The 24,307-nt window shown below is 43.6% G+C and carries 19 protein-coding genes; 1 reads left to right on the top strand and 18 read right to left on the bottom strand.

Features of this window, described 5'->3' with window-relative positions; all coding sequences use genetic code 11:
- Positions 1–44 precede the first annotated feature (44 nt).
- The 9 genes from porL to pgi form a co-directional block, all read right to left on the bottom strand.
- The gene (porL, locus tag AAE02nite_RS02820) at positions 45–854 is read right to left on the bottom strand and encodes a type IX secretion system motor protein PorL/GldL (protein ID WP_146894927.1); all 810 of its coding nucleotides are present in this window, start codon (positions 852–854) and stop codon (positions 45–47) included.
- Positions 855–947: 93 nt separating this feature from the next.
- Positions 948–1,973, bottom strand: a complete 1,026-nt coding sequence (porK, locus tag AAE02nite_RS02815; RefSeq protein ID WP_146894926.1) for a T9SS ring complex lipoprotein PorK/GldK — start codon at positions 1,971–1,973, stop codon at positions 948–950.
- Between the two features lie 194 nt (positions 1,974–2,167).
- Positions 2,168–3,133 (bottom strand): PorP/SprF family type IX secretion system membrane protein, encoded by a 966-nt coding sequence (locus AAE02nite_RS02810; RefSeq protein WP_146894925.1) that lies wholly within the window; start codon positions 3,131–3,133, stop codon positions 2,168–2,170.
- Positions 3,134–3,303: 170 nt separating this feature from the next.
- Positions 3,304–4,080, bottom strand: coding sequence for a uroporphyrinogen-III synthase (locus AAE02nite_RS02805; protein WP_146894924.1), 777 nt, complete (start codon positions 4,078–4,080; stop codon positions 3,304–3,306).
- A 54-nt stretch (positions 4,081–4,134) separates the two neighbouring features.
- Complete coding sequence (locus tag AAE02nite_RS02800) at positions 4,135–5,352, bottom strand: DUF4271 domain-containing protein (protein WP_246150746.1); 1,218 nt, start codon at positions 5,350–5,352, stop codon at positions 4,135–4,137.
- Positions 5,315–6,346: an MraY family glycosyltransferase gene (locus AAE02nite_RS02795; protein ID WP_246150745.1), complete on the bottom strand. Its 1,032-nt coding sequence runs from the start codon at positions 6,344–6,346 to the stop codon at positions 5,315–5,317. The genes AAE02nite_RS02800 and AAE02nite_RS02795 overlap by 38 nt, the downstream gene beginning before the upstream one ends.
- A gap of 230 nt (positions 6,347–6,576) precedes the next feature.
- Positions 6,577–6,981, bottom strand: coding sequence for a hypothetical protein (locus AAE02nite_RS02790; protein WP_146894923.1), 405 nt, complete (start codon positions 6,979–6,981; stop codon positions 6,577–6,579).
- Positions 6,965–7,705, bottom strand: coding sequence for a lipoyl(octanoyl) transferase LipB (gene lipB / locus AAE02nite_RS02785; RefSeq protein ID WP_146894922.1), 741 nt, complete (start codon positions 7,703–7,705; stop codon positions 6,965–6,967). Before lipB ends, AAE02nite_RS02790 begins: the two co-directional genes overlap by 17 nt.
- Before the next feature lie 146 nt (positions 7,706–7,851).
- Positions 7,852–9,504, bottom strand: a complete 1,653-nt coding sequence (gene pgi / locus AAE02nite_RS02780; RefSeq protein ID WP_146894921.1) for a glucose-6-phosphate isomerase — start codon at positions 9,502–9,504, stop codon at positions 7,852–7,854.
- Positions 9,505–9,629: 125 nt separating this feature from the next.
- Between pgi and AAE02nite_RS02775 the strand changes: the two genes are divergently transcribed.
- On the top strand, positions 9,630–9,983 hold the full coding sequence (locus AAE02nite_RS02775) for a YraN family protein (protein ID WP_146894920.1): 354 nt from the start codon (positions 9,630–9,632) through the stop codon (positions 9,981–9,983).
- A gap of 52 nt (positions 9,984–10,035) precedes the next feature.
- Here the strand turns inward: AAE02nite_RS02775 and AAE02nite_RS02770 are convergent, their stop codons facing one another.
- The 9 genes from AAE02nite_RS02770 to AAE02nite_RS02730 all read right to left on the bottom strand — a co-directional run bounded on the left by AAE02nite_RS02770 (position 10,036) and on the right by AAE02nite_RS02730 (position 23,979).
- Positions 10,036–10,950, bottom strand: coding sequence for a toxin-antitoxin system YwqK family antitoxin (locus AAE02nite_RS02770; protein ID WP_146894919.1), 915 nt, complete (start codon positions 10,948–10,950; stop codon positions 10,036–10,038).
- A gap of 401 nt (positions 10,951–11,351) precedes the next feature.
- The gene (locus AAE02nite_RS02765; RefSeq protein WP_146894918.1) at positions 11,352–12,284 is read right to left on the bottom strand and encodes an RraA family protein; all 933 of its coding nucleotides are present in this window, start codon (positions 12,282–12,284) and stop codon (positions 11,352–11,354) included.
- 219 nt (positions 12,285–12,503) lie between these two features.
- Complete coding sequence (locus AAE02nite_RS02760; RefSeq protein WP_146894917.1) at positions 12,504–13,433, bottom strand: RraA family protein; 930 nt, start codon at positions 13,431–13,433, stop codon at positions 12,504–12,506.
- 90 nt (positions 13,434–13,523) lie between these two features.
- Positions 13,524–14,654 carry a bile acid:sodium symporter family protein gene (locus AAE02nite_RS02755; RefSeq protein WP_146894916.1) on the bottom strand — a complete coding sequence of 377 codons (1,131 nt, stop codon included), beginning with the start codon at positions 14,652–14,654 and terminating at the stop codon, positions 13,524–13,526.
- 117 nt (positions 14,655–14,771) lie between these two features.
- Entirely contained in the window at positions 14,772–16,271 is a 1,500-nt protein-coding gene (locus tag AAE02nite_RS02750; protein WP_146894915.1) for a mandelate racemase/muconate lactonizing enzyme family protein, read from the bottom strand.
- Between the two features lie 166 nt (positions 16,272–16,437).
- A complete protein-coding gene (locus AAE02nite_RS02745; RefSeq protein WP_146894914.1) occupies positions 16,438–18,003 on the bottom strand; it encodes a SusD/RagB family nutrient-binding outer membrane lipoprotein in 1,566 nt (521 codons plus the stop codon).
- 20 nt (positions 18,004–18,023) lie between these two features.
- Positions 18,024–21,146 carry a SusC/RagA family TonB-linked outer membrane protein gene (locus AAE02nite_RS02740; protein ID WP_146894913.1) on the bottom strand — a complete coding sequence of 1,041 codons (3,123 nt, stop codon included), beginning with the start codon at positions 21,144–21,146 and terminating at the stop codon, positions 18,024–18,026.
- Positions 21,147–21,674: 528 nt separating this feature from the next.
- Complete coding sequence (locus tag AAE02nite_RS02735; RefSeq protein WP_146894912.1) at positions 21,675–22,958, bottom strand: mandelate racemase/muconate lactonizing enzyme family protein; 1,284 nt, start codon at positions 22,956–22,958, stop codon at positions 21,675–21,677.
- A gap of 76 nt (positions 22,959–23,034) precedes the next feature.
- The gene (locus AAE02nite_RS02730; protein WP_146894911.1) at positions 23,035–23,979 is read right to left on the bottom strand and encodes an RraA family protein; all 945 of its coding nucleotides are present in this window, start codon (positions 23,977–23,979) and stop codon (positions 23,035–23,037) included.
- Between the last annotated feature and the right edge of the window lie 328 nt (positions 23,980–24,307).

Below are 24,307 nucleotides of genomic sequence, written 5' to 3'. Positions count from 1 at the left end.
ATTAATAAATTATGTTTTTGATGTTTTATATTAGGCTATGCAAATTAGGCAGAAGGTGCCCGCATGGCGTTTAGCATATTACCGTAAACAGTATTTAAAGAATGTAAGTTCTGCGTTAAGCGACCAACTTCATTTTTAAACTGTTCGGTATCTTTGGTAGCATCGGTTAAATTATCCATTGCCAAAGCTAAGCTGCCATAGAATCTGTTCATAGATTTCAGGTGGTTATTAGCATCCTGCAATTCCATTTCGTAAACGGCATTTAATGCGCCTAAATTCTTGGTTACATTCTGCACCTGCTCATGGTACTGGCGGGCATCGGCGGTTGCACCGGCCATAGCCGAAATCGCTTCTACCGTAGTTGAATAAGCCTGGTTGATTTTTTCTAAGGAGTTGGCGGCTGTTTTAACTTTTGTAGTATACTCCTGGGTGGCCACAGTTGCATTGCTTAAATCGGCCATTTGCGCAGTAGTTTCACTTAAACGGTTCAGGCCTTGGCCTAATGAGTTGATGGTAGCGGGCGTTACATTAGCATCGCGCAGCATTTTGTCTAAATCATCAGTAAGCGATGGGCCGGAAGCGGCAATTTGCGGCACTTTTCTTTTCGGGCCATCATAATCATCGGCCAATTCCGGATAAACCCGGGTCCAGTCTACATCGTGGCCGGTTGGTTGGAAAGCACTCAGGAAAAATATTAATGCCTCTGTTCCCAGACCAACCATTAACATTTCGTTTGCACCTTTCCAGTGCAGAATTTTAAAAAGGGCACCGATAATTACCACTGCGGCTCCGATACCATAAACTTTTGGCATTACTTTATCAAAAAAGAAGTTGCCACCTTTTGCTGTACTCATTGTTTTTTACTGTTTTTTGGTTTTTGTTTTTTTATTAGTGCTGTAAAAATAAGAAAATTTATATTTATAAAAAAAATACAAATTACTTTTTTTTTATCTGCGACCGCTTTCAGTATCACCCAACATAATCATGGCGCAGCGGAATCCAATATAAGAACGGGCAGAGTCCTGATATTCAAAGTTACGGGTACCTGTTTCCAGGTAATATGCAATATCTTTCCAGGAGCCACCACGCACTACTTTACGCGGTTCTTCGTCATTATAATAGGTAGGGTTCAAATCCCACACCACGGGCATGGCAGCTTCGTTGTAAGCATCTTCGCACCACTCCGATACGTTACCGGCCATATCATATAAACCAAAATCGTTTGGCAAATATTTTCCTACTGGTGCGGTGTAACTGTAGCCATCGCTGTAATAATCGCCGCGACCAGGTTTAAAGTTAGCTAACATACAACCTTTGGCATTGCGCATATATGGTCCGCCCCACGGATAAGTAGCTAAGTCGCGGCCACCCCGCGCGGCATACTCCCATTCGGCTTCGGAAGGCAACCGGAAGTTTACGCTGGCAGCCAGTTCGTTTTCGATGTTTCTGGCAGTTTTCAATTTAGTCCGCCAGTCACAGAAATATTTGGCTGCAAACCAGTCAACTCCTACTACCGGATACTCGTCGAAAGCCGGGTGAGAATAATAATACTGCATCATCGGGTCACCCATCGAATAAGTAAAGTCCCGCATCCAGACAGTTGTATCCGGATAGAGTTCCGTCATTACATATTCCGGCGTCAGCACATCCATGGAGTCTTGTTTAATAGCATCCATAAACTGCCGGTACTCGTTGTTGGTAATTTCGGTCTCATCCATGTAAAAACCACGAATAGTAACCTGCTTGTTCAGGTTAGACATGGAGGCTGCCACGTCTTCGTCCGTCTGGCCCATATGAAATGTACCTCCCGGGCATGGCACCATTCCAAAGGGTACTTCCTGCGGATTAAACTCCGGACGGTCCAGCGTACCATACAAATCGCCGGTGTCTTCATTACCCCTTCCCAGCAATCCGCAACTGCTTAAATAACCCGCAGCAAGAGCCAAAGAGAACAATTTGATAAACTTATTCATGATCTATTACAAGATATTTTTTTTAAAGATTTATTACTTTTTAAAGACAAGCAAATATATACCAATTAGATTTTAAAAACAATACTACAAATCTCCGAATAATTTAACTTCTATAGAGAAACACCCATGATATTTAACATTTTACAGTTTTTTACTAAAATAAAATACCATAAAACAAGTATTTACCCTATTTATTAAAAGCTATAACGTGGTGTTTTTACCGGGGGTTTTACAATATTAGCGGGTTTGGGGAATATATAAGATAGCATAATTTCGTGGGACGTACGTGCTTTCGCTTCCACTCCAAAATTAGTTAAATCTAGTGCATATCCCAATCGCAGGGTATTATCTTTTAACAAATAAGCGCCTCCCATACCTGTTATTGCCTCCTGATACCGATAGCCTACGCCTAACCAAAATTTCTGGTTTAAGGTTCCTCTTATTCCTCCTTCAAACGACACTTTATTAAAATCATACTTTACTATTGCTGTTGGTGTCAGAATCAACCCCGGATTTACTTCGTAATTGTATCCGCCGGTAACATGCAAATGGTTTTCCGCTGTAATATTGCCTGCATCAGGCGTTTCTACTCCTAAACTATCTTCAAAAACGTATTTCGACCGCAAAAGATTGTTTATTCCGGCGCCAAAATAAAATTTTTCTGAATGATACCAAATCCCGGCGCCGGCATCAAATTTCCGGTCTGCACTATTTTCGGGTACACTGGGGTCTCCGGGGTCATTTGCCCGGTATTCGCCTTTGCGTATCCGCATCATAATTCCTTGCACCCCAATACCCAATTTACCCGCCCCAATTTTAATGTGCTGCGAATAAGACAAGGCCGCATTTGTTATTTTGGTAGCGCCCAATTGATCTTGCACCACATACGCACCAACGCCACCTCTTAGGGCATATACCGGCATCGAAATACTAAACAACCCGGTCCGGGGTGCACCGCCAGCATCAAAACTACCCTGGTAGCCAGCCCATTGGTACCGAAACAACCCGTTTAATTCTGTTTGGCCGGTTATACCGGCATAACCAGGGCTCAGATACATACCGTTAAAGCCATAATGGCTAAATTGTGGTAACTGCTGCGCCAGCGAGGCGGTGCCCGTAAATAATAAAATAAAAAAAAGTGCGTAAAAAGTTTTCTTCATTTACTACCTAAATGTATATAAATAAGATTCTTTTGGGTAACGATACAAACGCTTCCATTGGTATACCTTTCTAATAATTATATTAGAAAGGTAACCGGATTCTCTTATCTACACACACCAGCGTAATATCCTTTACTTAGCAACGGTACGAAAAAAAACTAAGTATGATACTATTTATTCGGGAAATGTTTTTTAATGTACATCTCTATAGCACCAGTCATAGAAGGGGCGTTGGGCATGGGGGCAACAATATCCAGTTCTAATCCGGCATCTATTACCGCCTGCGCAGTAGTGGGACCAAATGCCGCAATACGGGTATTTTCCTGCACAAAGTCCGGGAAGTTCATAAACAAGGAATGAATACCAGATGGGCTGAAAAAGGCCAGGCAGTCGTATTTTACTTCAGCCAAATCTGACAAATCGGCTGCTACAGTTTTATAAATAACGGCTTCGGTAAAATGCAGGTTATTGCTCCGCATAAAATCCGGAATATCGTTTTTACGGATATTAGAGCACGGAAAAAGGAATTTCTCGTTTTTGTGTTTTTTAATTACATCAAATAGATCGGTAGCTGTTCTTTCGCCGGTAAATAGCTTGCGCTTGCGTAGCACAATGTATTTTTGCAGATAATGGGCAGTTTGTTCCGAGATACAGAAATACTTCATCTCGGCCGGCATTTCGATCTTACTTTCCTGGCAAATACGGAAAAAATGATCTACAGCATTCCGGCTGGTAAAGATAATGGCGGTATGATCGAGAATATTTATTTTATCTTTCCGGAATTCTTTATAAGGCACTGGATCAACCTGAATAAACTCCCGGAAATCAACCTTAATACCATACTTCTCGGCAATGGCTAAATAAGGAGAATTATCGTTGGTTGGTTTAGGTTGAGTAACCAGGATACTGGTTATTTTTCTGTTATGCCGATCTGGATTCGCAGCCATATTCTACTTGGGTATCAAACTAAAACCGCACTTAACTTTTATTAAGCTATCGTTTTAGTAATTAAATACTATAAGTTTTAGTAAAATGATTAAAGGTATTATTTCCGTGGCGCAAATGTACGAAAATAAATGGAGATTTTTTAGAGAGACTTTTTTATTTAAAGTATAGAATATTCTTAAAACGGTTATAATCAGAATACCCGATACAGCCAGGGTAGAAATTAACAAAACGGTTTGGGGCATGGTGGTATTAAAGGCCAGATAAAGCACCATAATTAAGGGTAAGAACATACCCAGGAATAACAAAGTACGAATAAACTCGCGGTATTGCAGGGAAACCAAGGCTGTTAAATCAAAAATATAGCCGATTAAACTAAGAAATAAATATTTGAATAAGATAAATGAAAATATAAGAATGGTATAAAATAGAATTTTAGAGGTAATATCAGCTTCAGACACAGAAAACAACCGGTTGAATATTACAATATTCTGAATATTGGTGTGAATGGCCACAATAAGCAAGGCAAATGATAGCGCAAAAGCAATCACAAAAATTACACTCGACCAACTGCTAATGGGTTTGGCTAGAAATCCTTCTTCCAGTGCCGAGTGGCGAAGAAAATTACTTAAGCTAAATAAACTTCTAAAATCGGAAGTGTAAGTGGTGCGCAGCCAACCGTAAACCAGCCCGATTAATAATAAAAATATAATAAAGGCATTGTAGTTAAGGCTACCCCGGTATTTGTTAACGATGGATTTTTTTTGCTGCCCCGCTACTGTTGGCAGTTTAATATCCGCTTCGTTCCGGAAAGAGTTTAAGTTAGGCTGCTCGGTGGGGTGCCAAAGGCAGAGCAGGTAACGGTTGGTTGGCTTATTACCTACTTTATAAGCTTTTACGGCCTGCGATAAATCTAAACCGTAGGTAGCCGCCGAATCGGCCGAGAAGATAAGTTTATTGTTCAGGAAAATACACAAATCTTTTTTGGCGGTAAAATTTATGCGAAAAGGTTTATCTGGCCGGATATTTACCCATTGGTAAAGCGCCCCTACCCGCCCGTGATATTCCGGAATATATAAAGAAAACTCACTGGTTTGGGGCTGGTAAATCAGCCAGTCGGAATTAAGCTGGTTAGTATAGCTAAACTTAACCGGCGGTAGTTTAGCCTGCCCAAAGGTATTTAAGGAGAAAATTAAAAGAATAAATAAACCACCCAGCCCAAGTGCCGGTTTTATCTTAAGTAACGCTTTGTGTTCTTCTAAATCTGTAAACACCTAAAATTAAGCTTAAAATAACCGAGAAAACCAACAGCCCCGTAATTATGTACTGATTGCCTAGGTCGGCAAAAGTAATTACAAATAATATTACAAATATATTAATTAAAGCCAGGATAACCACTGTACTTATTTGCCGGAAACCCATACCCAGTATGCAGTGGTGAATGTGATTTTTATCCGGCGAAAAAGGAGATATACCTTTAGAGATGCGAATTAAAGAAACGCGCAGGGTATCGAACAAGGGCACAAACAAAATACCTAAAGCCACTGAAGGCGAAGAAGGTACTGCCCGCATTTCGATAAACTGGATGGTGAGAATAGAAATAATAAACCCGCACACCAGCGAACCGGTATCGCCCATAAAAATAGTGGCTTTATGAAAGTTATACCGCAGAAAACCCATAATACCACCCAACAGGCAAACCGAGACAAAAGCAAAATTCTGGAAAAGCGGACCGCCATATTGATAGAAGAACCAGCCAAACGTAGAAGCAATAATCAGCACCATGGTACCGGCCAAACCATCGAGCCCGTCTATTAAGTTTATGGCATTGGTAATGCCTACAATTACTAAAAACGAAAAGGCATAACTCACACCCACCGGGAGTTCATCTATACCAAATATTCCCTGAAAGCTGGTAATCCGGATATCCGCGATAACCATTACCACGCCCGAAGCCAGTAACTGCACAATAAATTTCTTGAAGGCCGAGATGGTTACCAAGTCGTCTTTTAAACCAATAAAAAACAAAATAATGCAGCCGGCTAAGAGCTGCTGTACGCCGTTATCTAAATCACCAAAAATAGTAAGCGCCGACATAAACCCGGCGAACACCGCCAGCCCCCCTAAGCGAGGTGTTAAGGACTCGTGCACGGTCCGCATGTTGGGCTGATCCAAAATATTTTTTAAATGAGCTACGTATATAATAGAAGGAACCGCAAACAAGGCCACCAGAAAAGACCAGCAAAAAGAAAGTACCAGTTGAATCATAAATATTATTACAAAAGTATTTTACCTACTGTGGTTTAAGAATACTTTACGTCAAGAAAAAAATATGCCAAAAAATTAAAATAAACTTAAAACCCTGACGTTATATAATATTTTGTCTTTGCTTAAGCCGGGGCCTCCTTTTAAAAGTCCAATTTAAAACAAAATCTTAAAATAATAATTATTATATGTTTACTTCTTCTAAAATTTACAAAATAAGAATGCACCGTCTTTTAATTGTGCAAAACACCGCGCATATTTAGCATACCAATATCAATCAGGTTGCTTTCTACGATGGAATCCGGCACAAAAATAAATTTCTTGTCGTAAATTTTCCGGCCAATGTAATAGCTAATCCAATACTCATTATAGATATGAAAGATACCGGGGTCGATAGGTTCAATTTTTACAAAGCTTTTTGGCTCAATTTGTTCAAACATGTGCCGTAGCACCGACGTTTTAATTTCCTCATCCTGGAAAGTTCCGTATCCTTTGGAAGTTACCAGCACATTATCCAGATAATCGTTGTTGTTGTTTAGCAGGTATACATTCCAGATGGGTTGCCCAAATTCATCTTTGGAAGTGGCGATGGCAATAGATACCCCTTCTACGGGTTCAAAATCAATATCCTTTTTCATTTGCTCCTACCTTAATAGCTGCCTCAAAAAGTTGTGCCAGGTGTTTCAGCAGCTTTTGTTCAACTTCGGGTAATGCAACCGGCTGCCCCAGTTCTTTTTCCATAGAAGTAACGGCTTTATCCGGAATACCGCAGGGCACGATATAATTAAAATAATCTAAATTGGTGTTTACGTTCAGGGCAAAGCCGTGCATGGTTACCCACCGGCTGCACTTTACGCCTAGGGCACAAATTTTCCGGGGATTTTCCTGTTTTTCGTAATCCAGCCAAACACCCGTTAAACCCTCAATTCTTCCGGAAACAATGCCGTACTCCGCTAAGGTTAAAATTACGGCTTCTTCCAGGTAGCGCAAGTACTTATGAATATCGGTAAAAAAGTTATCGAGGTCCAGAATAGGATAACCTACCACCTGACCCGGCCCGTGATAAGTAATATCGCCGCCGCGGTTTATTTTATAGAATGTAGCTTCTTTCTCCGCCAGAGCTGTAGGGTTAAGCAGCAAATGTTCTTCCGAACCGCTTTTACCCAGGGTAAATACATGCGGATGCTGGCAAAATAGCAAATAATTAGGGGTTAGCTTTTGTTCGGTGAGTGGTAATTTCCGGTTGGCTATTTTAATATCTATAATGCCGGAAAATAACCTTTCCTGATAATCCCAGGCTTGCTGGTAATCTACCTGGTTTAACTGGATAAAGGTAATTTCTTTATTTAATCTGTTATTCACTTATAATAAGATAGCGGTAAAAAGTACCAGGTTGGCGGCCGTATAATAATTATGCTCTATCCCGGATAGTTTCGCTTGCATTTACAGCAGCTTCAACAAAAGAATAAGGGCAATTTACGGCAGCTAACCTGGTTAATTAATTCAAATTATTTTCGCATCTCCTTATACGCATTAATAAGGCCGTTGGTAGAAGAATCGTGCGCCTGGATTTCGTCTTCGTTAATTAACTCGGGTAATACTTTCTTGGCCAGTTGTTTGCCGAGCTCTACGCCCCATTGGTCGAAGCTGAAAATATTCCAGATAACGCCCTGCACAAATATTTTGTGCTCGTACATGGCAATTAAGCTGCCAAGCGTAAAAGGGTCGAGTTTTTTGAACAGAATAGAATTGGTAGGCCGGTTACCGGTAAATACTTTAAAGGGAGCTAATTCCTGAATTTCCTCATCCGTTAACCCGTCGTCCTTTAACTCTGCAATTACATCCTGCAAGGTTTTGCCATTCATTAAAGCTTCTGTTTGCGCGAAAAAGTTAGAAAGTAGTTTGGCGTGATGATCGCCGATAGGATTTTGGCTGATGGCGGGTGCCAGAAAATCGCAGGGAATTAATTGCGTACCCTGATGGATAAGCTGGTAAAAAGCGTGCTGACCGTTGGTACCGGGCTCACCCCAGATTACCGGACCCGTACTGTAGGTAACCTGGTTGCCGGCACGATCAATATATTTACCGTTGCTTTCCATGTTGCCCTGCTGGAAATAAGCCGGGAAACGGTGCATATACTGGTCGTAAGGCAAAATGGCTTCGGTGTGCGCGCCAAAAAAATTTACGTACCAGATACCAATTAAAGCCAGCAGCACTGGAATATTTTTATCAAAGTGCGTCATCCGGAAATGCTGATCCATGGCATGGGCACCTTCCAGTAATTCTTTGTACCGGTCGAAACCAATGGCACAGGCAATGGAAAGCCCGATGGAGGACCAAAGCGAATAACGGCCGCCTACCCAATCCCAGAAAACAAACATGTTTTCTTCGGCAATCCCAAACTTTTTAACCGCCGCTAGGTTCGTAGAAATAGCCACAAAATGTTTCGCTACTTCGGCTTCGTTTTTAGCATGTTCCAGAAACCACTTTTTGGCGGTTTCGGCGTTAGTCATGGTTTCCTGGGTGGTAAAGGTTTTAGAGGCAATCATGAAAAGGGTCGTCTCTGGGTCTACCTTTTTCAGGGTTTCGGCAATGTGGGTACCGTCCACGTTCGAAACAAAATATAATTTCAGGTTTTCACGCTGATAAGGTTTTAAAGCCTCAGTAACCATGTAGGGTCCCAAATCAGAACCGCCGATGCCAATATTTACAATATGTTCGATGGGTTTGCCCGTATACCCCAATAATTCGCCGGCTCCTATTTTATCGGAGAAAGCTTTCATCTGGTCCAGCACCTGGTTCACGGCCGGCATTACGTCTTCACCGTCTTCGTAAACCGGATCGTTGGAGCAATTCCGTAAGGCTACGTGCAGCACGGCCCGGTTCTCGCGCAAATTTATTTTTTCGCCGTTAAACATTTGCTCAATGGCATCTTTCAACTGCGATTCTTCGGCCAAAGCCAGCAACGCCTCCAGGGTTTGATCGTTTATAATATTCTTTGAATAATCGACCAGCATATTCCGGAACTGCAGCGAATACTTAGAAAAACGGCCCGGATCAACAGCAAACATATCTATCATGTGCTTGCTTTTCATTACCTCGTAGTGCTGTTCCAGGGTTTTCCAGGCGTTAGTCGTAACCGGATTAATATTTTGTAACATGGCGCTTATTTTAATAATCGGGTAAAATTAACAACATATATTAAAATAAAAGTTACCTCTTGTTAAAATATATGGTTTTCAACCGTATGGTAGGTTTGGCAGGGCGCTAAACAAACGTTAAATCTATGGCAAAACATAACCAAACGGGGTTAGCCGGCGAGGAAGTGGCAGCACAATATTTAACCGCAAAAGGTTATACCGTGCTGGCCAGGAATTTTCGCTACCAAAGGGCCGAAGTAGATTTAATTTCCCAGCTAGATAATTTACTGGTGTTTATAGAAGTAAAAACCCGCTCCTCGCTGAAACACGGGTATCCGGAAGAATTTGTGAGCCGGCGTAAAATAGAATTATTTCAGTTAGCTGCCGAAGAATATATTAGCCGAATAAACTGGCAGCACGATATCCGGTTCGATATTGTGGCCATTACGGTAAATCAAGGCGCCTACACCTGCCACCACATCGAAGATGCTTTTCATTAAATAGCTATTAATAGCTATCTATTACAAATAAGTGAGATTAGAATTAACGAAATTATTGTTTGGCGGCCGGGCGTTTATCTAATTTGCCGTGTTCGTAAATGAGGGTGCTGTGGCGGTCGTACTCCCGTAGCAAATAGGGCTCAAACTGTTCCGCATCAGCCGACTCAGGGTACTGGTATTCAAAATGCTTGCGGTTCCGGAAAGGCCAGAATTCTATCCAAACACCTACTTTCTTGCCATTTTCGTACTGTCCCTCCCAAGCTTTTAGGCCGTTCTCCAGAAACGAAACGTACTCGCCATGGATTTTACCTTCGGAGTAAGGTATCACTTCTTTTATCTTGGTTTTGGCTGCATCATAATAATTAATGATAGCATCGCGCTGAAAACCTTTTTCGTAGTGCGTTTTGGTAAGTAAAATATTATTGCGGTTATAGGTTTCCCAGCGCAAGTGCCGGGTGCCTAAATAAAAATAGCCCTCGGTAACAACCTGCTTACCCACCAGCTTTTTGTAAGGGCCATGCGGAATGCGGGCTTCGGTTGGTTTGGCCGGCGTACCCCGGTAAATGCGTTTGCGACGAATATTATAATAATATTTGGCCGGGGCATATTGGCTGGGCTCCACGTACTTGGGCAGGTAATAAAAAATCTCGATGGTCGCATTTTTACCGCTACCCGACTTGGTAAATCCTTTCTTTACTTGGTAACCCAGAAACTCTTTTTTCTTCTTTTTGCGCTTTTTGTTTTTGTGCTTAACGTTGGCCAGCGCCGTGGTATCAATGGCTACGTTCAGTTCGGGTTTAGCCGTATCGGCGAGGGCTACGGGTTCCAGTCTTTTTTTAAACAATCCCGATTTTTCGTCCGGCAATTCCATGGCGGTTTCGGCATCTACGTTGTAGTTGCGCTTGCTGCACGAAAAAAGCCATACCAGGCTAAAACAAATCAGAAATACTTTTCTGGTAAAAAACATTAAGCTATCCGGGTTGATTTCCGCTCCTCTGAGAAAACGTAAAGATGTAAATAAAAAGTATTTCCTCAATACAACGGGGGCGCTGAATGAGTTCCGCAGGCATTTTGGTTTGAATATTTAAATCTTCTAGTTGCCGGTTTGATTATTTAATATAGTTGTGGTCTATTATCGATAAGCCTTGGTCGGAATGCAAAATTTAAAATACCAGCTAATTAGCAACCTTTCTGCTATTTATATTGAGCAGTCAACCTTAAAATTTAGGCCGATGAGAATTAAGTTAATAAATGTAAAGTTTAATTCAGGTTTGATAAAGGTTGAACCAAGCCCATAAGAATAAGAGCAAACCTAAATCTGCCTCTTTAAATTACTTATAAAATTAATAGTAAAAGTGTTGGTATACTTTACCAGGTTCTTTTGCTCATCACTTTATCCAGTTCTGCTTTGGTCATGGTTCCCATTTCGGGATGACTGCCCAACCATTTCAGAAAATCGTTTTTTAACTGGTCGTTCCACTGGCTATCTATCTGGCCGGCGGTATATTTTCCGGTCCTAACCATTTCGAAGCCAAACTTGTCTTTGCGGGTCACAAATTCGGCGGTACTGATAACCTGGTCGGCTAAATGCGCCGGAACAAAAAGAACGCCCTCGCGTTTGGCCATTACCAAATCGCCCGGCAATACCATGGCCATACCAATCCGGATAGGCGTATTTAAACCCATTAAAACACTTTCTTCTAAAAACGATGGGTGCCAATCGCGCACAAAAGCGTTAAACCCTTTAATGGTTTGTATTTCTTCTAAATCGCGGGCGGCCGCATTAAAGACCACGCCGTTGCCGGATTTAGTAAAAATAGAATTGGCCAAAGTAGCCCCCATCAAAGTGCCACCGCCAATTTTTCCGAAGCCATCGGCCACATACACATCGCCTTTGGTTAAAACATCAATCGGCCAGGAGTTAGTAGCGCCCTTGCGGCCTTGCTTGGTAGTGCCCCGCTCTCTGATATTTTTTTCTACATCGGGACGGCTGGGCATAAACATGGCCGTAACCGCCCGGCCCACTACCGGCACCTCGTCGTTTACCGTTTTCCAGTTGCCTTCGTACTGATTGGTGTAACCTTCATTTTTTAATACCGTCCAGGCATCGGCAATTCCTACTTTTTTGGCTCTTTCGAGTAAGTTATCCGGGATTTTAGGCCGCCCATCCGGAAAGCGTTCGCCCTTCCACTCCGATGTTAGAAATATTAATTCGTCTTTGGGAATAGTTTGGGCAAATAGCAAGCTTGGGGAAAGAAGGCAGACGACTAGCAGGGGAAAAAAAGCGAATTTAAATTTCATTTGGTAAAGTTGAATTAAAAGAAATAAAATTTAAAATGGTTTAAGATGGTGATAGAGGAGCTGTATTTAGCGCTTCCAAAATTTATTAATAAGTATAAATCCTCCCCCTACCCCTCCGAAGGGGGACCTTCTCAGTTACTGACTTATGTTGATAAATTGCCCTTAATCTTCTGATAGCATTAATAAAACAGATATAACTAAGATTTTTCAGGAGTTAACTTAATGACCTTTGGCTAAGTAAGCTTCTATGTCTTTTTGGGTTATGGCCAACTTCTTGGGGTATTTGGCTACCCATTTCCGGAAATCATCTTTTATTTTGTCGGACCAATCGCCGTGGATTTCGCCGGATGGATATTTGCCTTGTTGCAGCAGTACTCTTTCAAACTCATCGCGCAGGGCCGTCATTTCCGAAGCCGATACCAATCCTTCAACTAAATGGGCCGGAATAAAAACCACGCCGTACTCGTTTGCGAATACCACATCGCCCGGAAATACCGTAACCTCACCGATACGAATGGGTGCGTTAATAGAAGTTGGGGTCATGTCTTTGATGTAAGACGGGTCGTGGCCTTTTACCCAAGCGTTAAAGCCTTTGGTATCTTTTAGTTCCTGCATATCCCGGACCGAGCCGTAAAATATTACGCCTTTACCGGTTTTACCATAAATAGCGTTGCCCAGGCTGGAGCCGATGAGCGTACCATCTTTTATTTTCCCATAACCATCGGCTACATACACATCGCCTTTGGTTAAAATATCGATGGGCCAGATATTGATACCACCTTTTTGGGAACGGCCTTCGGCTTTGCCTTGGGCTCTTACCAAGCTATCCAAGTCGGGGCGAGTGGGCATAAACTGCGCCGTTACTACCCGGCCGGTCATGGTTTCGCCGGGTTTTAATATTACCCAGTTTTTCTCGACCTGGTTGCGGTATCCTTTGTTGCCCAAGTAACCCCAAATTTGCTCCAGGGTACAATGTTGCAGCCTCTCCAATACCAAATCCGGCACTTTCGGGCGGCCATCCGGCGTGCGTTCTCCTTTCCAGTTAGCGGTTAATGTTTTCACGTACTCCGGCGAAGATCCAACCCGCTGGGCTTGGGCCAGAAATCCAAATAAAATAAAGGTACCTATCAGTAATATTCTTTTGCTCATTCTTATTTTTGATATTTAATTCCTTCTTAATTATTATGACATTAGCAGAATGCCGGCAACAGTTTTCTTCTAAAAAGCAGAAAATAAATATTAATGCTTTACGGCCAGTTCGTTAACTTCATTACCTATAGGCTCGCCGCTATCCTGGGGCGGCCGGCGGTGCCAGTAAGACGCCAGGATAGAACCGGTTATATTCATCAAAGGTCCGAACACGGCCGCCGCTAAACCCACGGTAGCTATTTTACCCATTTCTTTGGCAATGCCGGAGGCCAAGCCACCATTCTGCATACCTACCTCAATGGCAATGGTTCGGCAATCTCGTTCGGGCATCCGGAATAACCGCCCCGACCAATAACCCAGCATATAACCGAATAAGTTATGCACCAATACAATTAATATTAATACCCCACCTATATCGAGCAAGCTATCGCGACCGGCAGCCGTAATAATGGTAATAATAAAGGCAATACCAAACATCGAAACCAAGGGCATGGCATCGTCGAGCCATTTGGCTTTACCGCTTAAAAGTTTGTTAAACAAGAGGCCGGCGCCAATGGGCACAATTACCATTTTACAAATATCCCACATCATCGCCACTGCATCTATCTGTACAAAAGCTCCGGCCAGAAACTTCATCAGCAAAGGCGTTATCAGGGGAGCCAATAAGGTAGTAACCGAGGTAATAGTAATAGACAAAGCAAGATTAGCCTTAGCCAGGTAGTTCATGACGTTAGAAGCCAAACCGCTGGGCGAACAGCCAATCAGGATAATGCCGGCGGCAATTTCTGCCGGAAAGCCGCTCAGGTTGGCTAACGCAAAACCCAGAACCGGCATAATTATAAATTGGCTTGCCACCCCTATACCTACGGCTTTTGGCATTTTTATAACCCCTACAAAATCTTTCACACTCATAGAGGTTCCCATGCCAAACATAATAAGCTGAATGAGGGGCGTAATAAGCCCTGTTAATTTAAAGCCATTTACCTCTAAAAAATACCCCGGGTAATACAAGGCGGTGGTAACGGCCGCAAATATAGTGGTGGTATAAGAATATCCTTTCAGGTGATCGTAGCCCCGAAAACCAATGGCCAGCGCGATAAAGAAAATAATCAACAAAGGTCCGGCCAAGGCAATCTGCCCAATCAGAATTAACACGAGGGCAGCCAGGAAACATAAGGCCGCCAATCCCAAGGCTATTTTATAAACGCTTAACTGTTTCAAAGTAAAATATTAAATCTTATAAAATCTGAATAAATGACACTTGCCAGTTTGCTGCCGCTAAGGGCACCAAAAGATAAAAATTAAGGCGGAAAGCAAAAGCACACCGCCTAAATTTTATTAACTAAAAATACGGTCTACAGAGCGTCTTTCGTCCCATTCTTTGGTAGGAGCAAAAAAGCTTTTATCGCGGGGGTGCAGGTGTTGCCGCACCACATCTTCGTTTAACTCAATACCCAAACCCGGCGCGGAAAGCGGTATATTGGCGTAGCCTTTGGTAATTAATTGCCGGCCATCGGTGGTTCTCACCAAACTTTCCCACCACGGTATATCCACGGAATGGTGCTCCAGCGCTAAAAAGTTTTGGGTAGCAGCGGCACAATGCACGCAAGCCATAAAAGAAACAGGGGTACCGGCCTGGTGCATGGCCATGGCAATGCCGTTTTCTTCGGCGTAATCAGCAATGCGCTTCGTTTCCAGCAGCCCGCCCGAACTAGCCAAATCCGGGTGAATAATATCAACGGCGTGAATATCGATCAGCGGTTTAAAATATTTAAGCAAATAAATATCTTCACCGGTTGTAGTTGGGGTTTCCAAGGCATCGGTTATAGTTTTCCACTGGTTGGTATATTCCCACGAAACCATATCTTCGAACCAGGCCAGGCGGTATTTGTCCAGGGCTTTGCCCAACCGGATGCCGTTATTTAAGTCGAAATGGCCGTAGTGGTCGGTGGAGAGCGGAATATCGTAGCCAATCAGTTTGCGGGTGTGATCCACAATATTGGCTAGTTCTTCTAATCCTTTCTCGGTTATTTGAATCTGGGTGAATGGATGCACTGCGTTGGCGTAAGACATGGGATTAGCCTGATCGCCCCACTGGGCTAAGTTTCCTTTGGTATCTTCCCAGAATTTAGAATTTACCAGCGTACCAGGTTTGCCTTTCAGTTCCCCAATTGAAACGTCCATTTTGAGCCAGGTATAGCCTTGGTCGTTTACCCGGTAGTTTATCAACTTGGTTTGTTCTTCCACCGAACCCGCTTCGGGCGTATCGGCATACAATCGTACTTTATCGCGGTAGCGGCCGCCCAGTAACTGCCAGGCCGGTACATTGTAAGCTTTGCCGCATAAATCCCAGAGCGCCATTTCCACGGCACACACACCACCCGCGGCCCGGCTTTGCCCGCCGAACTGCCTTATTTTTTTAAAAATCATTTCTACGTTACACGGGTTATCGCCCAAGATGCGGCTTTTCAGAAAAAGCGCGTACCTAACATCTGCCGCGTCTCTTACCTCACCCAAGCCATAAATACCCTGGTTGGTATCTATCCGGATAATGGCCGTACCACCCATTACATTGGTGAGCGCATAGCGCATATCGGTAATTTTTAAAGCTGAAGGGTTAGAAGCCCGTTTAACTTTAGAAGTAGTCTGGGCAAGGGTATCTTCAATGGAAGCCGACATAAAACCACCCAAGGCAATACCGCCCAAAGCCGTTTTTTTCAGAAAATCACGACGACTATCCTGCGTATGAGGATTATTTATTTCTTGTTGCCGGGCTGTTGCTTCCGCTTGTTCTTGTTTTTTGGTTTGGGCAATAATTTGTTGTAGAATGCTTTTCATAGAAATTAAATTTGGGTAATAAATAATAGTGGATAATTTTTTAAACCATTCAGGTGCCGGTTTAATTTATAAAATCACCTGCTTATCTGCTTGTATGCTAAGCAGGCGATTTTATAAAAATAATTAATTCCTGAAATGGATAAGGTCTGAATTGGCAGTTTTCCGGTTACTGTTTGTCCCAGAACACCCGTACGCCCAGGTTATCGCCGCCCATCCGGGTAGTGGCTTCCGCAACATTTGCGCTATTAACCGACTTTTCCCGGGCCGGATAAGGTAACCGCCGGATAAAACCACCTGCACTCTGGGTCTTCACCGATGGGTCTTCGCCGGGATAATTAATGGGCGCTAATTGCGGATAACCACTGCGGCGGAAGTTTGCCCAGGCTTCGGACCAACTCCGAAAGGAAGCTACCCAATATTGCTCATTAATTTGTTTTAATGCGGTGCCGGAATTATAAGCCACGCCGGGCTGAAGCAGGTAAGCCTGCTGCTGCTCCGGAGTAATATTTATAATAGTAGCATCATAATCCTTCATCTGGTTCAGGTGCGCTCTGATGCCATTTTCGTAGTAGGTAGCTGCCGCCGCATCACCACCGGCTATATAACCGCGCTTAGCTGCTTCGGCCAGCAATAATTGGGTTTGGGCATGGGTAACAAAGTACTCCGGAGCTTCGAGCTTCAGAACTGTATTCCGCCGGAACTGGGAATAAGCAAAAGTACCGTTTTCTTTGCCCGGATAACCAGGTGCATTAACCAGCGTAACATCAGAATACCCGTAAGGCATGCCTACCTGCGCGGCCGGATCCGCATTCATGGTGCCACCAGCGGGTGTGGAAGAATTAGAATACCTGACCGCTATATAAGGCAGACGCGGATCATTATTAGTTTTAAGAAAATCGACGAATGGCTTGCCTACAAAGAAGTTTTGCCGCTCCGTAGCAGTTAACTGGTTGGAGGTAGCATTGGTATAGGTTGCCGTAAACCGAAGTAAGGCATTATCATCATTGGAAGCTAATACGCCACCCCGGGCCGGATCAAGGGCTTTGTCAACCAGCTGGTCTGCTTTACCACCTGCAGCCGGCTCTAATTCGGTGTAGCGCATACCAGCCCGCAATAAAAGCGAATTACCAAGCTTTTTCCATTTAGGTATATCGCCGCCATAAAATAAATCGCCGGTAACTTTATCTTTAGAGGCATCCAGTTTATTGGTGGCATCCTCTAATTCCTTCAGAATGTCCTCGTAAATCGCTTTCTGATCATCGTACTTGGGCAGATAAGTGCTTTCCAGAAAACCTTTTCCGGCTTCAAAATAGGGAACATCGCCGTAGGTATCAACCAACACCATAAAGTCATAAGCTTTCCAGATGCGAGCCATGTTGTAGAGATTGCTCCGCTCCGGATTATCCTTTGTTTTGGCTATAACATCAATCAAATTCCGGATTGGCCCCTGGTACAGGGCATTAAAGGTAGCATTAGCATTTGCTTCTATTACTACATTATGATTACCGCCTTCTACAACCCCGGTAAATGGGGTTATTATTTGCTGCACGATTTCGCCTTCGTAATTATTGGTTTGCAGGGCCGAACCGAACTGGGCGTTTGAAAACAAATAAATAGGATCCAGGGCCGTTGCCTGAATCGGGTTGGTATTAATTTCCTCAAAATCCTTGTCGCAGCTGCTCACGCCTAAAAGCAAACAAGCAAGCGCCGGATATATATATTTCTTCTTCATGAAATTTAGCTTAAAGGTGATTATAACTTAACATTAACATTTAATCCGTAGCTGCGGGTAGTAGGAAGCGAATGCGATTCCAGACCGTTCAGGGCGTCAGAAGCAGAATACTGCGATTCCGGATCAAGATTGTCAACATATTTTTTGATAATCAGTACATTGTTTACAAACAGATTCATACTTAATCCTTTAACAAAGGATTTATTTACAAACCGCGACAAGTCATAACCTAACGAAACGGTACGCCACCTTACGAAGCTGGCATTATACACAAAAGGCGTGGCTACGCTGGTACCCCGGTATAAGGTATAAAAATCCTGAACCGGAACCGACGTGGTATTGGGGGACCCATTGGCATTAACCGCATCCATTACCACCCCTTCTTCGCGACCTACTAAAGAAGCCTGGTGCAGACCGTGACGATACCAGTTAAAATTGGAGTTTGAAATCAGTTTATGACCTGCTTTGAAATCGATTTGGGCAAACAGCCGGATACCTTTATAGGTAAGCGTATTAAGCCAGCCGCCGGTATGGGTAGGAACGGCACTGCCGTAAGTTACCAGGTCACCTTGTAAAAAACGACCTGCCGAGGTAATAATCCGGCCCTGCTCATCGCGCTTGTAATCGAAACCGCGCACCGAAGCCAGCGGCTGACCTACTTCGTGTGAAACAATACCTATAAACTCGCCGGTACCGGTATCGAACCGTTGCTGGTTATTAGCCAGTTGTATTACCTTGCTCTTATTAACGGTTAAGTTAAAGGCACTTTCCCAGTTTAAGTTTTCGGTACGTACGGGCACCAGGCTTAACAGCATTTCTACCCCCTGGTTTCTTAATTTACCTACGTTTACTTTGGTTTGGCTATATCCCGAGGCATTGGAAATATCTACGTTCAGAATTTCGTCTACCGTGTTTTTGCGGTAAACCGCCAAGTCCAGGTTAATCCGGTTATCCAGGGTTTTTAATTCCAGACCGGCCTCTGCCTCTTTTACTTTTAAAGGTCGCAGATTTGGATTAGGACTAACCGAGCCGGAAATATTACCTAAAGCTATATTATTAGGGCCGAACGGATTAGCATTCAAAGAATAAAAAAGGGCATTGGTATACGGATCCGTATCACCTCCCACTTCGGCATAAGCCGCACGTACTTTACCATAGTTTAACCAGGCTGGCAACGTACCGAAAGCCTGGCTGAACACAAAGCTGGAACTAACAGAAGGGTACAAATAACTGTTCGACTCCGGGTTCAGGGTTGAGAACCAATCGTTGCGGCCGGTTACGTTCAAAAACAAAAAATTCCGGAAAGAGAAATCGACGGTACCGTAGAGCGAATTTACCCGCTTATGCGAAAAACTATAATTAGGTTCCTTTATCTGTCCGTTACCAATGGTATACAAATCGCGCACATAGAAATTAGTAACCGAAGTACCTAAGCGGTCTGCTTTCTGGTCCATGGTGTTGCCGCCAAAGGTGGCATCAATGCCAAAATCGCCAAAAGTTTTATTGGCACCTACCAGGAAGTCCAGGTTCCGCTCCCGGAATGTACTGGCACTCTGATAAAAATTGCCGTTAAAACCGGTAGTGGCCCCTCCTAAAAAGGCCGTACCGGTGGGGCGGTTAGCATTATAAGGATTGGTAAAATAATCCTGACCAATGCGGCCCTGGGCATATAACCAAGGAGCAAACTGGTACCGAACCGAAGCATTACCAAAAATCCGGTCCCTACGGTTTTCTTCCAGGCGTTTGTTAATGGTCCAGTAGGGGTTGGTACGGTTGGTAAAACGGGCCGGGTTTATTTCGTTACCCGTAGCAGGGTTAACATAAGCCGCTTCCAGCCATTTTACATCAATGCTGTTGGCCAAGGTATAAAGTGTCTGGTTTATGTTATAATCCTGCTGCACCACAACGGGTGGGTTTTTACTGTATTCATTTGAATAATTGGCATTTAACTGGGCCGATAACTTTTCACTCAGGTTATAATTTAAACCGAAGTTTAATATTTTCTTATGGAAGTCGGAGTTGGGAATAATACCATTAGCATCGGTATTGGCAAACGATAACCGGAAATTTCCTTTTTCGCTGCCGCCAGATAAAGCAACGGAATTGGTCCAGGTGGTGCCGGTCCGGTAAAAATCTTTTACCCGGTTTTTATTAGGGCTGTAAGGGTGCAGCTCACCGTCGTGGGCAATCGTTGGCTGTCCATCAAACTTTTCACCAAAACTAAAAACCCCGGAACTGCGCGCGTCACTCACGGTTGCCGGGCGTTTGCCTCCTTCACCCTGGCCATACACATACTGAAAATCTGTATAATCTAAGGCTTCGTCGGCCTGGAAATTAGAATTAAGTTCAACCCCGATACCAACCTGGCCTTTGCCGGATTTGGTAGTAATAATAATAGCTCCGTCTTTTGCCCGGAAACCATATAGTGCAGCCGCCGCAGCTCCTTTCAGTACGGTCATCGATTCAATATCATCAGGGTTGATACTCTGTAATCCATCCCCGGTATCGGTTCTGGCTTCACCAGCAAAACCCACTCCGGCATTGTTGGCTAAACCGCCCGCCGAGTTATTTATCGGAACACCGTTTACAATAATTAAAGGCGAATTATTACCGCCAAACGACGATTGCCCACGAATCCGGATTTTAGAGGAACCGCCGGCCCCGGTTGGCGGCGCCTGCACGTTTAACCCGGCTACTTTCCCAACCAGACTATTGCCTACGTTGGTGGTACGGGTGGTTGTTATTTGCTCGGTACTTACGGTGGAGGTGGCATAACCCAGCTTCTTAGCTTCCCGCTTAATGCCCAGTGCCGTTACAACTACTTCATCAAGAGCTTTAACATCGGTCGCTAAAGTTACATTCAAGGTGCCGGGTTGGGAAAAATTTCTTTCGAGGGTGGTATACCCAATAAACGAAAATACCAGGGTACCGCTGGTAACCGGAACACTTAAGGTATAAGTACCATTGGCATTGGTGGTGGTACCATTGCTGGTGCCTTTTAAAAGTACAGTTACCCCAGGAAGCACTTCTCCGGCAGCAGAAGTTACTTTACCTGTTATCTGATTCTGTGCTTGGGCGTTTATTGCTTGCAGCAAGCCTAGCCAAATGGAAAGCAAACAGAAAATGAGTCGGAGGTTTCTCATAAGTTTTAATGAATTAATTTTGGGTGGATAAAGTGTAATCAGCGATTTTATTTAAGTAAATAATTAATAACTAATTAGTTATACAATCATGATTTATTTAAATATTGAATTTCTGTTTCTTATGACCGTAATCAGAATTTACTGCACAGGTAATAAGAAACCACAGATAGAAGCAATAATTAAAAGATAAATGAATAAACAGGTCGTGTTTATTCAAAAAAACAACTCAGGGTTAAGTTACTCTTTATATAGTATTGTTAGCCGGTAACATCGCTTATAATACTACTTGGTTTCTATACAAATTAATACTCACCAAATATAAAATATTATATTGTTTACACAACAATTTTTACATAATTTATTACTATATAACAGATTGATTATCAATACATTTTTTTTATTTTTACAGCGGTATTTACAAAATATGCTTTCTTATACCAGACAATAATAAGAAGCTTGCACAGGGTATCTATTTTGCCTGGCTGCCTTTATAAAATTACCGGCTGGCCGCCAAAGAGCAGCTAACCTTTAAACAAAGAAAGGAATATCCTTGGCGGCATACTTTCGCATACCTTCTTCGTTAATTTCCACCCCGATGCCCGGTTTTTCCGATAAGCGAATGAAGCCGTCCTTCACCATCTCACCCTCAAAAGTTACAATTTCTTTAAACATCGGGTCGGTATGGAAATAAATCTGCCACTCCAGAATTAAAAAATTAGGAACCGAGGCGCATACGTGACAGGCGGCCATAGCGCCTAAGTAAGAAGCCACCATGTGGGGTGCAAAAGGAACATAATACAAATTGGCCAGGTTGGCAATGCGCTGACCTTCTCCTAAACCACCAGCCTTTTGTAAATCGGGCATTACAATATCTACGGCCCCAATTTCCAGCATCCGCCGGAAGCCATAAGCTAAATATTGGTTTTCGCCGGCACAAATGGGCGTGGTAGTGGAATCGGCGATTAATTTATAGGCTTCTACATTCTCGGCTGGTACCGGTTCTTCCAGCCACATCAGATTTAAAGGCTCCATCATTTGGGCTACTTTGTGGCCGGTGGGTAAATCGTAGCGCCCGTGCATATCCACGCAAATATCAATATTGGGCCCTACTTCTTTCCGGACTGCTGCAATAGAATCGTACATCCGCTTTAGTTCCGCTGGGTTGGCCGTCCAGTTAAAGGTGTCGTATTTATTGGGGTCGTTGCCCTGGTCAATATCAAATTTTACGGCGTTAAACCCCATTTTAACCGCTCCCCGGGCGGCTTTAGCATAATCTTCCGGCTTGGGGTTCCGGGCCGTGTAAAGAGCAGTATCGCAATAAACCCGGATTCGATCACGGAATTTTCCGCCCAGCAACTGGTAAACTGGCATGTTCAGGGCCTTGCCCGCCAAATCCCACAAAGCGGTTTCTATAGCCGACAATACGGCAATATATACCCCGGATTGCGCACCGGCAAAAAAACCTGATTTCCGGATATCTTCGAATAAACGGTGCACATTCAGCGGACTTTGCCCCCGGAGTCGCTCGCCAAACCGCTTAACTAAGTGGTATGTTCCGGCAATAGCATCTACCCCTTCGCCGCAACCCCAAATGCCCTGGTTGGTATGTATTTTCACAAACATACTGCCCCGGTTCTGCAAGTAGCCGCATTTTACATCGGTAATTTTCAGGTCGGTGGGGGCCGATAAACGGGGCGCGTTTCCTACGGCATTAACCAAACCCTGGCCATAGCCAGATAGAGCAGAAGCACCTAATGCTCCGGTTAAAGCAGCTTTGGAGAGGAAGGAACGACGAGTAAATTTATCTGACATAAGTTTGAATTTAGTTTAGTGAAGCGACTATTGGGTGGAAATTAAAAACAGTGTAGTTGGGTACTATATTTAAAGATTACCAGGTTCGGGTTTTTAAAAGCTCCTGAATCTGCGCTTTGGGCACCGGTAATTTATCAATGTGCTCGTTCAGCCATTTCGAGAAATCTTTTTCAATTTCATCGGACCAGCGGGTATCGATCTGGCCGGGGGTATATTTTTGTTCCCGCAACCGCTGGTGCCCGAACATATCGCGCAGCCTTACTACTTCCGAGGTTTTTACTACTTTCTCGACCAAATACGGGGGAATAAAAGAGACGCCGCCGTCGCGGCCCAGCACAATGTCGCCAGGCAGCACCATTGCCCCGCCAATGCGCGTCGGCCGGTTTATTCCTACCAACGTAGTATTCAAATCGCCTTGCGGGTTATGGTGCGATGGGTGATAACTCCGATAAAAAGAAGTAAAAGAGCCTAACTCCTTTAAGCCGGCAATATCCCGGAGGGCGCCTTCGTACACAATGCCGTTGCCCGTTTTAGCATAAATAGAATTACCCAGATTATCACCAATAGTAGGCCCATCCAGGTGTGCGCCAAACTGATCTACCACGTACACGTCGCCTTTCACCAGCATATCGATGGGCCAGGAATTCTGAGATTTTACGCGACCGTCTTTCTTATGGCCTTTCTCGTCGGTTACCCGGTGCAAATCGGGCCGGCCCGGCATAAAAGTGGCTGTTAAGGCCCGGCCCACCAGCACACTGTCGGGGTTTATAACCTGCCAGCCTTCGGCATACTGATAGCGGTAACCCTCTCCTTTCATCACTGCCCAGGCTTCCTCGTGCGTCACCAGCTTCATGCGTTTAAGCAGCGCATCCGGCACCTTAGGCCGGCCATCCGGAAACCGTTCGCCTTTCCAGTCGGGGGTCATAAACAAAAGCTCTTCTTTCGAAATCTGCTGCGCCTGCGCCTGAAAAGCCGCTCCCAAAAGACTAAAAAATAAGAGGCAATAATTTATATAGTTCATTTCAACAATAATTAAGCGAGGTAAACAATTAAACCTGGTGGATATTAACAAGAATAAGCGGAATGTTAAATCCCACGTTTGAGTACAGATTTACCAACCGGTTAATAAATAATAAATAAGAGTAAGTGGGATGTTAAATATTAAACTCCTTATAAGGTGAATACTTTTTGTCAATTAAACAAGAACTACCTCTATTTTTTTTATGATGGTTTAATTACCTAAAAATGAAAGCGTTTGGTGAATGGCAGATATTCGTATTTTAAAGTTGAAATCTTAGAAACACAATCAAATTATCTGGTGTTACTCTAAAAATCAGGTAATTTAAATA

Origin of the sequence: Adhaeribacter aerolatus, from assembly GCF_007991635.1 — a bacterium.
GTDB classification, from domain to species: domain Bacteria; phylum Bacteroidota; class Bacteroidia; order Cytophagales; family Hymenobacteraceae; genus Adhaeribacter; species Adhaeribacter aerolatus.
Note: the sequence above shows the minus strand (reverse complement) of the source record. Positions and strands in the feature narration are given on the sequence as shown.